Source organism: Myxacorys chilensis (assembly GCF_059505265.1).
In genome coordinates this window covers 20,602-34,527 of the sequence record NZ_JCACKG010000189.1, presented here as the reverse complement: position 1 = coordinate 34,527, position 13,926 = coordinate 20,602, and the positions used below count along the sequence as shown (strand labels likewise).

The following is a 13,926-nucleotide window of genomic DNA, read 5'->3' as shown; positions in this document are numbered from 1 at the left end:
AGTTTATTGTGTTGCGTCATGCAGGTTGCGCCCTCTGTTACCGCGATTCCCGGACAGTATTGGAATTGGCGGCAACAACAAATTTATTACGTAAAAGCAGGTGAGCGTCACTCAGATCGCCCTCCTCTTTTATTGATTCATGGCTTTGGAGCTTCGACCGATCATTGGCGAAAGAATGTAGCTGGACTGAGCGAGCAGTTTGAAGTGTGGGCGATTGATCTGTTGGGATTTGGTCGCTCAAGTAAACCTGCATGGGAGTACAGCGGTGATTTGTGGCGCGATCAGTTGCATGAGTTTATTACGGATGTAATTGGTCAACCTGCGGTTTTAGCGGGGAATTCGCTCGGTGGCTATGTGGGGCTGTGCGTTGCGTCGCAGCGTCCCCAGTCAGCGGCGGGATTGATTTTGATTAATAGTGCAGGCCCCTTTACCGACATTCAAGGCACAACGAAACCTGATCCGATTCGGCAGGTGATGGGAAATGTGGTGACGACCTTGTTTCAGCAAGACTGGGCAAGTTGGCTGCTGTTCCAATATGTGCGTCAGAAGTCTGTGATTCGCAAAACGCTAGAGAAGGTGTATCTCGATCAGAGCGCCATTACCGATCAACTTGTTGAAGACATTTATCGTCCTTCGGCGGACGTCGGGGCGGACAAGGTGTTTGCTTCTGTGTTTCGCACGCCTCAAGGTGAAAAGGTCGATGTTTTGTTGGGAGAGTTGACGAGACCGCTTCTGATGATTTGGGGGGAAGGCGATCCGTGGATTAATGCGCGATCGCGCGGCGAAAAGTTCCGGAGTTATCACCCGCAGTTGACCGAGTATTACCTGCATGCGGGGCACTGCCCGCATGATGAAGTCCCCGATCAAGTGAATGCATTAATTGGTGACTGGGTAACCGGCTTAGCTTAGCGGCTGATTGTCTGTGAACCGTCCAATGCCTAACCGCACGATCGACAGTGACAAAATGATCAAAAACATCACGAGTCCGATCGTGCAGGCATAGCTAATTTCTAGGTTCTTGAAGGCTTGCTCATAGACGTAATACACAATCGTTTTGGAGCTATTGAGCGGGCCGCCTTGCGTCATGATGAAGATTTCTTCAAATACCTTAGTGGCAGAAATCGCCGAAATGACGCCGACTAACAGCAGGTAAGGCTGCATCAGCGGAACGGTGATGTCCCAATGCTTACGGATACCATCGGAACCATCGATCGCGGCGGCTTCGTACAAATCGGCAGGAATAGCTTGCAGTCCGGCAAGATAGATCACCATGTAATACCCCAAGCCTTTCCAAACGGTGACGGCCATGACGCTAAAGATTGACCAGCTTGGATCGGTTAACCATGGAATGGCGGCTATACCCAAGGCTTTCAGCGTTTGATTGAGCAGGCCGTTATCGGCATAAAGCCACTTCCAGGCAATGCCTGCGACGACCATCGAAATGATGACGGGCGTGTAGTAGGCGACGCGAAACCAGCGAATGCCCCGAAGTTTTTGATTCACGAGAATTGCCAGTCCCAACGGGGCAATCACGAGAATGGGCACAACACACACGAGGTACAAAATTGTATTGCGTAGGGTTTGCCAAAAGAGCGCATCGGCGGCTAGTCGCTTGAAGTTTGCCCAACCAATCCACTGTGGTTCGTCGATCAGGTCGTAGCGCGTAAAACTAAGATAAAACGCTTGCAGCGCCGGATAGAAGACCGTAATTCCTAGGATGATCAGCGCGGGCAGTAGAAAGAAATAGGGCGTGAGATGACGCTGAGCGGGATACCAAGTGCGGAGGGTCTTCATAGCAAACGGGGCAACCCCTGAGAAGCTGCATGACAAAAACACTCTCACACTTTACCGCTTCACTATTATGGTTTGTTAAAGATTCTTTGGTTTGCGGTCTTTGACCATAACTTCATCAAAGACTATTCAAAGTCTTCAGCCTCGACGCGCCTAATCGCCCGTCTAGCAGGGAGAGCTTGCGATCGCCGTCGAGCCGTGAGGTAGTTTGGATAGTCCTCATGAAACACTTCAATCGTGCGAGAAGGGCGCTGCTGTCTGGCAAATAGCGCAAACATGGCCACGAGCGCGATTCCTCCTCCAAAGGTGAGAATCATTCCTCCTAGTGCCCACATCAAGCCATTCATGACTGGATTGGCAGCTTCAGCGTTAGGTGTTGGAACGGCAGTCGGTCGCACCGGGAGGGCTGACACACCGTTGCCCTTGTTCTGAGCGGTCAATGTTTCGATAAAAGCTTGCTGACTTTGAGTTTGGGCTTTTAGCTGCTCGATCTGCGTGCGCTGCTGCTCGACCTGCGATCGCAGTTGCTCTGCCTCCAAACGCTGCTTATCATAGTCGTTGGTCGGTGTTGCCACTGCGCCGGGTGGATACATTCCCGGTGATGGATAAGTCGGAATGGTGGGATAGGGCTGAATTGGGGAGAGCGGCGACGAAGGAAGGGCAGGCGAATTAGCAGACACACCTCCCCGCAGCAACACTATGGCTGCGAGTCCAGCGATCGCTGCGCCTCCTAAAAATGATGTTGTGTCGCTCATCTCCTCTTCACCTTCTCTGGGTTGGAACTGTTTGCAAACGGTCTTTGGTAGTCATTCAGCTTACGTGAGGCAATCCAGGAAGTTTCGTGAATTGGCACTCAATTGCTTGCGTAGGATCGTAGTTGTTTAAGATACCTACTTACTATTCAAAGACACAATTCCCCATTTCTCTACTTCAGTTTATACAAGTTTGTCGAAATGAGTCATTCAAATTTATCGATTTAGCAACAATTCTGAATTTGAATCCCATTAATCATCAAGTTTACGAGGCTGACGCAGCGAATTTTTGGTTCTGCTGCTTTCCCTACCCGTCTCAGAATGGGCAGGCAAGCGTGTCACTCTAAATACATCCGCCTGATTAAATACTACTGAAATAAATTCATTCCCCAGTCATGTCTAGGACTTACGCACGCCTTGTTGGCATCCCATGTTGAAACGGATGTAGCAGATGAACGGATTAACTGGCTTCATCATCTATTTTTACGGAGCGTTGCTGGAACTATCTGCTACATCGTTCTCCGCTATCCACTGGGCTGGCACTATTTCAGTTGGCACAGCATGACGCTAAACCATTGGTTCTGATCTGTCCAAACGCGAATCGGCATTAAGCCTTTTGACTCCAGCAGAGGCTGCATCTGATCGAGATCAAACTTGCGGGAAATTTCGCTCAAGATGGTTTCGCCCGCTTCAAACTCGACCGTCAGATCCAGTGCTTGAAGATGAACAGTCTGCGATCGCAAACTCTTGAGATGCATTTCAACCTGTCGCTGCGATTCGTTGTAGACCGCAACATGCTTAAATTGGGTCAGATCAAAGTTTCCATCAAACCGACGATTGAGATGCCGCAGCATGTTTAAGTTAAACTCGGCGGTGACACCTTGACTATCGTTGTAAGCGGCTTCGAGTTGGGCTTTCGCTTTATGTAAATCAATACCTAGCAAAAAATATTCTTCCGGTTTCAGCGCATCTGTAATCTGTTGCAGAAAGATGTCGCAGGCTTGCGAGTTGAGATTGCCTAACGTGCTGCCAATAAATCCGATCAGGCGGGTTGGCAGTTCGCTATCCGGCAGCTTTTGCAGCGCTAGTTCGTAGGTTCCGATGAATCCATGAACGTGAAGGTCAGGATAATCCAGCAACAACTGCTCAGCACTGCTTTCTAGAATGCCAGCGCTAATATCGATCGGGCAGTAGATCAGTTCTTGTCCTGAATCTTGATAAGCATTCAGTAAGATTCTTGTCTTAGTCGAACTGCCGCTTCCCAATTCGATCAGTTCACAAGCTCCCGTGATCTCTGCGATCGCGCCTGCATACTGCTGCAAAATTTCGGTTTCGGTTCGCGTTAGATAATATTCTGGCAACTCACAGATTTGCTCAAACAATTCAGAGCCGCGATCGTCATAAAAATATCGGGGTGGCAGAGTCTTTGGCGTTTGGGTCAGTCCGCGCACCACATCACTGCCCGGATGCAGTTCATCTTCAGATGGCTCGGTCGGACTAACAAGATGTTCTAAACGTAATCGGTGTTCAACTGAATGCAGTTTAGATTGATCAATCGATGGAGATGTTGACATAAATCTGGAATCACTCCTCAATGCGCTAATTGCGGGTTTAATCGACAGTTCCAACTGAGATCGGCTACGACTGCATGAATGCAAAGGCGCGGTCATCGGTTCGTGGTGCAACCGATCATAGGGCGGATCGATTCTCTACGATTTGGCGCATCGAAAGCCTGCAAAAACTTGTTGAACGTGAGGATGATACCAATTGCGAAACGAATTCCGCATCGACCACCGCCGCGTCGCCCAACTGCCCCCTTTCAACACCCGATGGGCATTGTCAAAATAGGTTTGAGAATATCCTGCATACGGGAAGCACTCAAAGTTTGAATAGCCGTCAAACCAGGTTGCCGTCCATTCCCAAACATTACCCAGCATATCAAAACATCCCCAAGGACTCTGCCCTTGAGGATAGCGATCGACGGGCGTAGTCCTGCCGATTCTATGCTGATGATTGCAATGCGATCGCTCCGGTTCTGCGTCGCCCCACGGATAAGTCAAGCAAGTTTGCGCCGTCGAATTCCAACTTGCCGCTTTCTCCCACTCTGACTCCGTAGGCAACCGCTTCCCCACAAAGCGAGCGTAGGCACTCGCTTCATACCAACTGACGCCACAAACTGGATGGGTATCGTAAACCGGATCGTCTGTCCAATACAACGGAAACTGAGTCTGGGTCGCTTGCAGCCAGTTCCAGCCTTCCTCTGACCACCACTGTCGATCGCGATAGCCCTCTGCGACAAATAGACGATACTCCTGACACGTGACCGGATAGCGATCGATCCAATAGTCTTTTAAGTAAACCTGTTGAACCGGACGTTCATTGTCCATCGCGTCGATCGAGTCGCTTCCTTGCTCGAAATAACCCGCCTCAATCAGAACCATGTCCGCTTCTGGAACAGAGCAATTCGTCTCATTAATCCAATCAGTCGTTGTGTCTGTGTTCGGCTCGGTTGACCGTTGAGATAACGCCAGCACAATGGCGATCGTCTCTGCGTGTTGGCTCTCGTGTTGAATTAACCATCGCCACAGTCGTTCTTGTTTCTCTAGAGGAGCGACCTCTAAATAGGTAAGCACCCTGGCTCGAATCGTATCCATGTAGTCTAAAACCTCTGCGCTCGCTGGAAGATGCACGCGATCGCGCTTCAGCAATCCGTCTTGAGCAAACAAGCGATGATCGCCTCGCGTCGGCGGATCGCCTGCACAGCGTTGCAGAACCCATAGCGCTTCGGTGTAAGCGATGTGTCCGAGATGCCAGCCAATCGGACTGAAGTCTGGATGCGCCTGTCGGCAAAACGTGTCGTAGTCAACGTCTTCAAAGAGCGCCAACGTTGCTTCGCGGCACTCCTGAAGGGTTTGCACAACAGAATTAGACAGAGAATTAGACAGGCTGAATATCGATCGTGAGGTCATGATGTACGGTAAAAAGGCAGCGATCGGGCAACGATTCCCAATTTCCCTCAAACAGAGGTTCCGATGCAATCAGCACTGAGTTAGAGACTGAGTTATCTTTCAAAGGCTCATCTTTCAAATAGTAAAGTGAAGGGGAATCGAGCTGGTAAGCATAGCGAGATCCAACGAGTTGTTGACCATCACTGAGAATAAAATTGGCAGAAAACGGCGTTTGATGTTTTTCGCCTAGCTCCGTCAGTCCCTTTAGCATGTGGTGTAATGCTTGGGTCAGGGTAGAACTCGTCTCAAGCTCATCGATCAGCAGTGCAATCATGTGTTCAGAATCGGTTGATCCCTTGACCCATTGGTAAGCTGCATCACTTAAGCGATCGCAGATCGGACGATACAACGTATGCCGGAAATCTTTGATCAGCCCATTGTGCATACTCAAAATTTGACCATACTGAAACGGCTGACAGTTGCTCAAATCTACAGCAATTCCGGCAGTTGCACTTCGAATATTCGCCAACAAACAGTGCGACTCGACATACCGACTCAAGCTCGACAAATTCACATCATTCCAGATGGGCGCAACGTTCTTATAGGTGAACGGCTCCGTTTCACGCTCAGCATCATACCAACCAATGCCAAAGCCGTCTGCATTCACGACTCCTGACTTCATCTCCTTCGGTTGATAGCTCTGGACAATCAAGGAGTGTTCAGGTTGACAAAGCACTTGCTCCAACGAAATTGGAGACCCTAAATAGCCCAGTAAACGACACATAGGTTAAGAAAAGTTAACAAGAACAAATTGAACCTCGATTCTGGCACGATTTTTTAAGTTCTGCCGAACGGGACTGCTGTTAAAGCGTTTTCTCAAAAGTTGCGCGTTGCGCTAATCGCTAAACAGGCCCAGCCGACAATAAGCCCCACACCACCGAGAGGCGCAACCGCCCCTAACACTTTCACTCCCGATAAACTCAATCCGTAAAGACTGCCGGAAAATAATCCAATTCCAATCAAAAAGCTAATTCCTGATGCATTTAGCCACGCCTGATTAGCCTCTGGACGGCTCAATAAAATACCTACCATAATTAAGGCCAGCGCATGATACATCTGGTATCGCGCTCCCGTTTCAAACACATCGAGCATTCGTTCGTTCAAGCGTTCTCGCAGCGAATGTGTTGCAAATGCTCCGGCGGCAACTGAAATTCCTGCTAGTGTTGCTCCTAATGTAATAAACAATTGTTCCATAATTATCCTTTTGGTACTATCAATATTGCTGCGCCAGTCGCTTCTAACTTTTGCTTTAATGAATTGGCTCGTTGTTCAGTGACATCGGTTGCGATCGCAACCGGACGCGACTTGGCTTGTTTCAACAGTGCCTTCAGCACTGATCGCTCTAGCCGCATGTTTTGCTGAAGTAAACTGAGCACGCGATCGCGATGCTGCCAAGGAAACGATTGCAGCACAACATCATAAGCCGTGGCAGCCGGAAGCGCGTTAAAATCTCCATCGAAATAGTAGAAGATCTTTCCTTCTTCCGAAACATTGTAGGCTGCGTTAAACTCGCGTGCCCGTTCATCTAAATATGCTTTCGCGTCTGTGCCGCTGATACCCGCTTCCATTGAGAAGCGCAGCACGTTCAATTGGCCGCCATTTTCCTTCAGCAATCGGTAGAACACCTTTTGCAGGCGATCGCGCTCTTTTTGGTTGCGGCGATCGCGGCTTTGAATCAACAGCCAACTGCCCAATGCGGTAGATGGAACCCCGCCTAACAGTCCTACACCGACCGAGGCGAACTGCTGCTCAGGGGTCGCTCTCGGTTGAGTGATGCCGAGCACCGCAATCAGCCCGAAAAAAAGTCCGATGCCAAACGAGGCCCCGGCTGCGATCGTTCTTCCTTGCGCCATAGTCTTTTGATGACGATGTGAATTCTGCTGACATCTTAGCCCGCAAGAATAAGGATGGAGGAGGAATGACGTAAGGCTGAGTTCATCTCTCTTCCAAATTCAAACCCATTCAGAGTTTATGTGGTGGAGAGGTCAAGCCCAATATCGAATGTTCCTACATATCCGGTTGAGTCTTGGCTGAGTTGGAGCAGCAGTTGCTCGCCACCATCCTGAAAGATGCCGTCACTCTCATTTCTTTGAGTGCGCTGCCCTTTGGCGGCATAAGGCGGCTGCGCGTAGACTTGATCTGAGATGGCATCATCAAAGTAAAGCTGCGAGGTGAATTCGTAACTTTGAGCAGACGCCGCCTCAGTCCGAATTTTGAAGTGAATGTGAACCGTTCTGCCCGGATACCAACCAGGGTAAATCGTCACGAACTCGACTTTTCCATCCGCATCAGTCACCTGATAGCCGCGTAAAAACTTCTGACCGACCGTACTGGATCTGCGATCGCTCACGTCTGAATAGGCTCCCGACGCATCGCAGTGCCAAATATCGACGATCGCTCCCTTCAACGGCGTACAGGAACCCGCCCCGACTTGAGAGACGTGAAAGGCTAGCCGCAAGGGAACTCCAGGTTTTACAGCTCCGTCTGAAGGGTTCGAGCGGATGTCAGAGCGGTTCAGTTTTTCATCGACAAAATAAGGCCCTTCTGTCTGTTGAGGTTTGATGACGCAGGCAGGAGTCTTGGTCGCTGTGGTCGGGGTTTGATCCAGCGTACGGCTCGGTTCGCCTGAGGCGGATTCACTCCGCAGACATCCCACCAATGATACGGCGACTGCTCCTCCCAAAAAGCCAAGCACTTCTCGCCGCTTGACGATCGCGCCGACTGAAACTTTGTTTACACGAGTATTTTTCATTTTGATAGCTGCTAACTAAAGTAACCGAACGTAAGTTTCTGCAACGCTGCGTTTGAAACATTAGGAGAGATAGCGACGCTGCCGAAACAAACGAGTCATGTAAATTCCTGTAATCAGCAAACTGAATAATCCGATTCCATTCAAAAGGGGAAAAACTTCACCCAGTCCAAAAATTTCTAACGTGTGAATGTGAATCAAAAATTCAGCTAATGCGCGTTGATGCAGTGACCGAGCGATCGTGAATCCAACTCCGCTAATAACGGTTGTGAGTAAGGGCAGGAAAAGTACGATCGCAAGCCACCGATGATACTGACGAAAGCGATTCATATAGCTTAGCGAAATTGCGTTTTTACTGAATTTTCTACTGAATTAAGTCTTGAACCGATTCACGCCGCTGTTGAAGCGACCGAATGCAGCCACTCATCATCTGCAACAGATTCTCCAATTCCGCCGACTTGAGCAAAAATCCGTCAGCGCCCAAGGCAAAGGCATGAGAAGCATCGCTGGATTGACCAATTAGCACCATGCAAGGCTTTTTATCGAGAGGATGGAGACGAAGCTCATTTAAGATGGCAAACCCATCGAGATCAGGCATGTCTACCTCACACAACATCAGCTCAGGCTGTTGAGACTGAGCGATTTGCAATCCGATAAAACTATCCCAAGCCGCGATCGGTTCAAATCCATCTCGCTCTAACCAGTCGGCTAATGTTGATCGCAGCCAGTCATCTCTCACAATAATCAACGCTTTTTTCATGGTGCTGCCTCCTGAATACCCTGCCAGAATGCCTGCGAGTGAGGATTCTAAACCGGCGATCGCGCGATCCTCCGGTTTAGAACGTTCGGGATTAGGACTGAGGCGGACGCGATTCGTCCGGTCGATTGTTATCTTGAGGCGGGCGAGACGGAACTCCCAATGCATCCACGAGTTGCTGTTCGGTCACACCCAGTTTTGCTGCTGCCGCTTTCAAGTCGGGTTTGGGGCGGCGCTGTCCCGGCGTCGGTGGTGTAGTCGGTGGATTCGCTGGCACGCCTAGGGCTGCCTTTAAGTTTGCTTCTGACACGCCCAGTTTCTGAGCGGCGGCTGCAAAATTGGGACGGGGACGACGAGGCGGCATTCCTAGCGCATCCACGAGCTGCTGCTCGGTAATACCTAGTTTTGTCGCGGCTGCTTTAAAGTCTGGTCGGGGAGGGCGTTGTCCGGGTGTTGGATTGGCTGGCACTCCCAGCGCCTCTTTTAACTGAGCTTCGGTAATGCCTAATTTCTGAGCCGCTGCTGCAAAATCTGGCCCTCGATGACGGCGCCCGTTTTGCCCTTCGTCTTGCCCATTATTGGGCTGAGGCGAGGCTTGCGCGAGAGGGGAAGATTGAGCCGTTGCTCCAGTTGAAGATACACATCCAAACGTGCCGATCACAATAGGAAGTGCAAGTAGAGCAATCATTCGGCGAGTCGTCATGAGCTTTCTCCTAAGATTGAGAGATGTGGATTGAGAAATGTGTCTATGGTTCTCATTAAGCTCAACGAAAATGACAAGCTACCCTGTCTCTCGATTACAGTTTTGTAATTTGCGTCAGGAGCTTAATTTGCACATCCCAAGCGACAATGAGAGCATCGCCTAGACTCCGCTCTGCGAATCCCGTTAAAGCCTGATAGAGCCAATCACATGCACATTCTGTTTGTGGAAGATGAAGCCAAAATTGCTAACTTTGTCCGATCTGGGTTGAAAGAGCAGGGCTTTGTGGTGGACTACTGTGATAACGGCAATGAGGGCTACGATCGCGCGGTAGACAACCAGTACGATGCGATCGTTCTGGACATCATGGTTCCGGGCAAAGATGGACTGTCGATTCTCAAGCATCTGCGACGCCAAGGAAAAAATGTGCCCGTGATTTTGCTAACGGCGCGAAATGAACTCGACGATCGACTAGAAGGGCTAAACTTGGGCGCGGATGACTATTTAGCAAAGCCCTTTTTTGTAGAAGAGCTTGTCGCCCGAATTCACGCTGTGATTCGTCGCAGTGCAGGAGAGCGCCAAAATTTGGTCTCCGTTGGGCCAATCAAACTCGATCGAATCGCCCGAGAAGTCACGTGCAACCAATATGTTGTCGAACTCACAACTCGCGAGTTTAATTTGCTGGAATACCTGATGCGATCGCCCGGACGGGTCTTTACTCGTACCCAAATCTTGGAACATATTTGGGGCTACGATTTCAATCCCAACACCAACGTGGTAGACGTGTGTGTGCAGCGCATTCGCAAAAAAATTGACTCGATTGGTGGCGCGGGATGGATTGAGAGCATTCGCGGCGTTGGTTATCGGTTTCGCGCTTCCGAGTTCTTATGATCAGGCTGCGATCCTCTGGAGCTTGGCTTCGCAAATCGTTTCGGCTCCGCATTGCGCTACTGTCTGCGGTTCTGGCAGGAACTGCCCTTGTTGGCTTTGGAGCGATTTCTTCGTGGCTCATCTACGAGGCGAAGGTGAGCCGTTTGGATGCAGAACTCCAAAGTCAACTGTTGCCAGCGGGTCGTCCGCGCTTTGGAGCCCCGCCCAAAGAATCGCAAGACCACTGGCAATCCTACGAAGCCCGCCTGCCGCGAGCGTTTGGAACCAATGCCAATACCCCGATCGCGCTGCTAGTGATCGATGCTGATGGCGACGTGCTTTACCGATCGCCGCAATGGGCAACTGATTTGAGTGTTGCAAACTTGTGGACATCGCGCCCATCAATGCCGTTCCCGCCGTCTGATTCGTCAATTGCGCCACCTCAACCAAATCCGCCTCCTGCTCGCTCCGATTTTTCTAGGCGGAAACCTGGATTGCAACGTCCAGACGAACCCCCTTCCCCGCCTCGATTTGTGACTCAACGCACATCAACTGGACTATGGCGGATTGGAGCAGTCACGACGCCTGCCACTCAAGTTGCGATCGCCATTAGCTTAAATGCGATTGATCAGGAAATGTCTGTCATTCGTGGTATTTTTCTGATTTCAATTCCAGGGGTGCTGTTGTTGGTCGCGGCTGGTGCATGGGCGATCGCAGGCAGTAGCTTACAATCTATTCGACAGCTCACTACTGTGATTGGCAACGTGACCGCGAGTGGTTTAGAACAGCGAGTCCCGATCGGCACAACGGATGTAGAGTTTGTCGAACTAGTTCAGGTGTTTAACCAGATGCTAGAACGTCTGGAACGCAGTTTTAAGCAATCATCTCGCTTTAGTGCAGATGCGGCTCACGAACTGAAGACGCCGCTCGCCATTTTGCAAGGAGAACTAGAACGCACGCTGCAACAGGCGGAACCCGGCTCAGAGGTGCAACAAGGCTTAAGCAACTTACTCGATGAAGTCCGTCGATTGAGTGGAATTGTCCGTAAACTGTTGCTGCTTTCGTTGGCAGATGCCGGACGAATGAATCTTTACCGAGTCGAGGTGGATCTTTCTTGCTTATTGCGGGAGATGTTAGAAGATATCGAACTACTTGCTCCTCATTTGAAGGTTGAGACTGAGCTGGCGAATGGCTTGACGGTGCGTGGCGATCGCGACTTGCTGATCCAAGTTCTGCAAAACTTGATTAGCAACGCAATTAAATATAATTTGCCTAACGGCTGGATTCGGATGACCGCTCATCGCCACGGTGCAAGGGTTGCGATCGCCATCAGTAATAGCTCAAAAGATATTTTAGAGCGCGATCGTCAACGCATTTTCGATCGCTTTCATCGCGGCGATCCAGCCCGGACGCGCAAAGTAGAGGGAATCGGATTGGGACTAAGCCTTGCACGGGAAATTGTGCGGGCACACAACGGCAACTTGAGGCTTGACCCAGCCGTACCCGGACAAACAACGTTCACCCTGACCTTACCCGTATCCTGATAATCCTCATGGAGGTGAGAGGTACGGATGCTGTGCCTCTACCGTTCTTTCATTGAGATTGGGATGAATGAGCTAGCGATAAACTGAACAAGCTTTGTAAACACTGAGACCCTAAGGGTATACTTCAGCCTAGGGGACAGTTTTCTTAAACAAAGAATCTTGTCACGATAGTAATACTTAATTGCGGGTCTGGAGTTATGAGGAGTTCTTCTGGCAGAATAGCGGGCGGTGTTTTAATTGCGATCGCAATGGCATTAATTCTGCGAGCGGCGGGGGCATTTCAGGTTCAAGGCAACGCTGCGCAGAATCAGATTGAAGCCGATCGTCCCCCGGTTGCCGATCCGAGTGCGACTCGATCGCCGACTTCCACCGCACAGACGCCCAACCAGGGAACACAGACGTTTGCTGCACCCAACACCAATTCATCAGGCTCGTCCACATCAACTAATCCCTCCAATTTACCAGAAGGCGCATATCCAGACACAACAACGGGCACGACAGGCAACGGAACGAGTGGCAATGGAACTACGGGCAACGGAACTACTGACAACGGAACCACAACAGATACAACGTCTAACCAAACACCTTATCCCCCACCAGTGCGAGCAGGATGGTAGAACGGAGAGGGGTTCATACATGAGTCGTAATGACTGAGAAACGAGACATTTTGATCGTGGGTGGTGGTGTGATCAGTTTTGCGATCGCGCTAGAGCTAACCCGCCAAGGCGCATCGGTGACGATCCTCTGTCGAGATGCGGCTCAGGCGGCTACCCAGGCGGCGGCAGGAATGCTTGCGCCTCAAGCCGAAATGATCCCGCCAAGTCCGATGCTGGACTTGTGTTTACACAGTCGATCGCTCTATCCAAGTTGGGTTCATCAACTCGAAGCACTAACCGGACTAAGTGCAGGCTACTGGGCGTGCGGAATTCTGGCTCCTAAATACGGAGAGATAGAACCTACCGGAGAACATTGGATTGGACGAGAAGAAATCCACGCTCGTCAACCCGGATTGAGTGCTGAAGTGACGGGAGGCTACTGGTTTCCCAAAGATGCTCAAGTGGATAACCGAGCTTTGGCGAAAGCGCTTTGGGTCGCGGCTCAGAAATTAGGCATCGAAATTCAATCTGGGGTAACGGTCGATTCGGTGGCTCATCGGGATGCGTCTGTCACTCATTTGCACACCAATCAAGGTGATTGGCAAGCCGAACACTACATTTTGGCAACTGGAGCTTGGTCAGAAGATTTGCTTCCCGTTCCGGTCTTTCCCAGAAAAGGACAAATGCTGTCTGTCCAGGCTCCAGTTGATGCGGCGCTGCCTCTGCAACAGGTTCTCTATGGTGATGAAATCTACATTGTGCCGCGCCGTGATCGCCGGATTGTCATAGGCGCAACCAGCGAGAGTGTTGGCTTTACGGCGGGTAATACTCCACCTGGTATCGAGCATTTGCAGTCTGCCGCGACTCGGCTTTATCCGGAGTTGAAGCAGTTTCCGGTTCAAGAAACGTGGTGGGGATTTCGACCCGCAACGCCCGATGAACTACCAGTTTTGGGCGAAAGCCCTTATCGCAATTTGACCTTAGCGGTAGGGCATTATCGCAATGGTATCCTGCTAGCTCCTGTGACAGGAAGTGCGATCGCGCAGTGGGTGCTGAATCGAACGGCTATTGTCCCACTCGATGCATTTCATTGGTCGCGCTTTAGCTCTTAATGGATTGCCTAAGTTTATTGTTACGAACGGTTTTCGCCTTGCGCATC

General features: G+C 50.5%; 16 protein-coding genes. 5 read left to right on the top strand and 11 right to left on the bottom strand.

Annotation, left to right across the window (positions count from 1 at the left end; genetic code table 11):
* Nucleotides 1-18 precede the first annotated feature (18 nt).
* On the top strand, nt 19-909 hold the full coding sequence (locus tag AC5JLB_RS16690; protein WP_495874953.1) for an alpha/beta fold hydrolase: 891 nt from the start codon (nt 19-21) through the stop codon (nt 907-909).
* Here the strand turns inward: AC5JLB_RS16690 and AC5JLB_RS16685 are convergent.
* From AC5JLB_RS16685 to AC5JLB_RS16635, 11 genes are all read right to left on the bottom strand, one after another.
* Nucleotides 901-1,794, bottom strand: a complete 894-nt coding sequence (locus tag AC5JLB_RS16685) for a carbohydrate ABC transporter permease (protein ID WP_495874952.1) — start codon at nt 1,792-1,794, stop codon at nt 901-903. The genes AC5JLB_RS16690 and AC5JLB_RS16685 overlap by 9 nt on opposite strands.
* 122 nt (nt 1,795-1,916) lie before the next feature.
* Nucleotides 1,917-2,546 carry a hypothetical protein gene (locus tag AC5JLB_RS16680; protein WP_495874951.1) on the bottom strand — a complete coding sequence of 210 codons (630 nt, stop codon included), beginning with the start codon at nt 2,544-2,546 and terminating at the stop codon, nt 1,917-1,919.
* Nucleotides 2,547-3,085: 539 nt separating this feature from the next.
* Nucleotides 3,086-4,117 carry an L-histidine N(alpha)-methyltransferase gene (gene egtD / locus AC5JLB_RS16675; RefSeq protein WP_495874950.1) on the bottom strand — a complete coding sequence of 344 codons (1,032 nt, stop codon included), beginning with the start codon at nt 4,115-4,117 and terminating at the stop codon, nt 3,086-3,088.
* A gap of 135 nt (nt 4,118-4,252) precedes the next feature.
* Nucleotides 4,253-5,512 carry an SUMF1/EgtB/PvdO family nonheme iron enzyme gene (locus AC5JLB_RS16670; protein WP_495874949.1) on the bottom strand — a complete coding sequence of 420 codons (1,260 nt, stop codon included), beginning with the start codon at nt 5,510-5,512 and terminating at the stop codon, nt 4,253-4,255.
* The gene (gene egtC, locus AC5JLB_RS16665; protein WP_495874948.1) at nt 5,481-6,275 is read right to left on the bottom strand and encodes an ergothioneine biosynthesis protein EgtC; all 795 of its coding nucleotides are present in this window, start codon (nt 6,273-6,275) and stop codon (nt 5,481-5,483) included. Before egtC ends, AC5JLB_RS16670 begins: the two co-directional genes overlap by 32 nt.
* A gap of 92 nt (nt 6,276-6,367) precedes the next feature.
* A complete protein-coding gene (locus AC5JLB_RS16660; protein ID WP_495874947.1) occupies nt 6,368-6,745 on the bottom strand; it encodes a DUF423 domain-containing protein in 378 nt (125 codons plus the stop codon).
* 2 nt (nt 6,746-6,747) lie between these two features.
* A complete protein-coding gene (locus AC5JLB_RS16655) occupies nt 6,748-7,404 on the bottom strand; it encodes a hypothetical protein (protein WP_495874946.1) in 657 nt (218 codons plus the stop codon).
* A 116-nt stretch (nt 7,405-7,520) separates the two neighbouring features.
* Entirely contained in the window at nt 7,521-8,303 is a 783-nt protein-coding gene (locus AC5JLB_RS16650) for an intradiol ring-cleavage dioxygenase (RefSeq protein WP_495874945.1), read from the bottom strand.
* A 60-nt stretch (nt 8,304-8,363) separates the two neighbouring features.
* Entirely contained in the window at nt 8,364-8,630 is a 267-nt protein-coding gene (locus AC5JLB_RS16645) for a peptidase (protein ID WP_495874944.1), read from the bottom strand.
* 34 nt (nt 8,631-8,664) lie between these two features.
* Entirely contained in the window at nt 8,665-9,060 is a 396-nt protein-coding gene (locus AC5JLB_RS16640; RefSeq protein WP_495874943.1) for a response regulator transcription factor, read from the bottom strand.
* Nucleotides 9,061-9,151: 91 nt separating this feature from the next.
* Nucleotides 9,152-9,760: a hypothetical protein gene (locus tag AC5JLB_RS16635; RefSeq protein WP_495874942.1), complete on the bottom strand. Its 609-nt coding sequence runs from the start codon at nt 9,758-9,760 to the stop codon at nt 9,152-9,154.
* A gap of 207 nt (nt 9,761-9,967) precedes the next feature.
* Here AC5JLB_RS16635 and AC5JLB_RS16630 point away from each other — a divergent pair, with 207 nt between their 5' ends.
* From AC5JLB_RS16630 to thiO, 4 genes are all read left to right on the top strand, one after another.
* Nucleotides 9,968-10,648: a response regulator transcription factor gene (locus AC5JLB_RS16630; protein ID WP_495874941.1), complete on the top strand. Its 681-nt coding sequence runs from the start codon at nt 9,968-9,970 to the stop codon at nt 10,646-10,648.
* Nucleotides 10,645-12,171, top strand: a complete 1,527-nt coding sequence (locus AC5JLB_RS16625; protein ID WP_495874940.1) for a sensor histidine kinase — start codon at nt 10,645-10,647, stop codon at nt 12,169-12,171. Before AC5JLB_RS16630 ends, AC5JLB_RS16625 begins: the two co-directional genes overlap by 4 nt.
* A gap of 197 nt (nt 12,172-12,368) precedes the next feature.
* Complete coding sequence (locus AC5JLB_RS16620; protein WP_495874939.1) at nt 12,369-12,788, top strand: hypothetical protein; 420 nt, start codon at nt 12,369-12,371, stop codon at nt 12,786-12,788.
* A 29-nt stretch (nt 12,789-12,817) separates the two neighbouring features.
* A complete protein-coding gene (gene thiO, locus AC5JLB_RS16615; RefSeq protein ID WP_495874938.1) occupies nt 12,818-13,879 on the top strand; it encodes a glycine oxidase ThiO in 1,062 nt (353 codons plus the stop codon).
* Nucleotides 13,880-13,926: the final 47 nt, after the last annotated feature.